Annotated in this window: 1 pseudogene; it reads right to left on the bottom strand. The window is 67.7% G+C overall.

Going from position 1 to position 393, the window contains the following annotated elements:
- Nucleotides 1–198 (bottom strand): annotated as a pseudogene (locus HK24_RS13800) (hypothetical protein); the annotation flags it as partial.
- Between the last annotated feature and the right edge of the window lie 195 nt (nucleotides 199–393).

Consider the following 393-nt stretch of genomic DNA (forward strand, 5'->3'; position numbering starts at 1 on the left):
GGCCTGCGGCTGATGCGGGGTCGCGTGCGGCCCTGCAGCAGACGCGGGCCTGACACCTGAAGCCGAGGGTCGCGCAGTGGCTTTACGGACTGGCACGGCGACTGTCAGACTGAACGCTGGATGCGAGGCCGCCGTCGTGGAACGTGCCTCCCCGGACGGTCCGCAGGACTGGCCGGGGAGGTTGAGGAGCCGTCTCACGAACCGATCACCCACACCAGGACCGTCCGTCATCGGAAAAGAATGCGGGTGAACCGTTACCCGGAAGGGCCGAGACGCAGGGGCCAGACGCCCGATCAAGGGCGGCTGGACCCTGTGGCTCGGTGGAGCTTGGCGACGCAGGAGCCTAGCGGAATAGGGTGAACGAACCCGTCAGGGCCGCCCCGATCCTTCTTT

The sequence above is a fragment of the Gluconobacter sp. DsW_058 genome (assembly GCF_002153615.1).
Classification (GTDB): Bacteria; Pseudomonadota; Alphaproteobacteria; order Acetobacterales; family Acetobacteraceae; genus Gluconobacter; species Gluconobacter cerinus.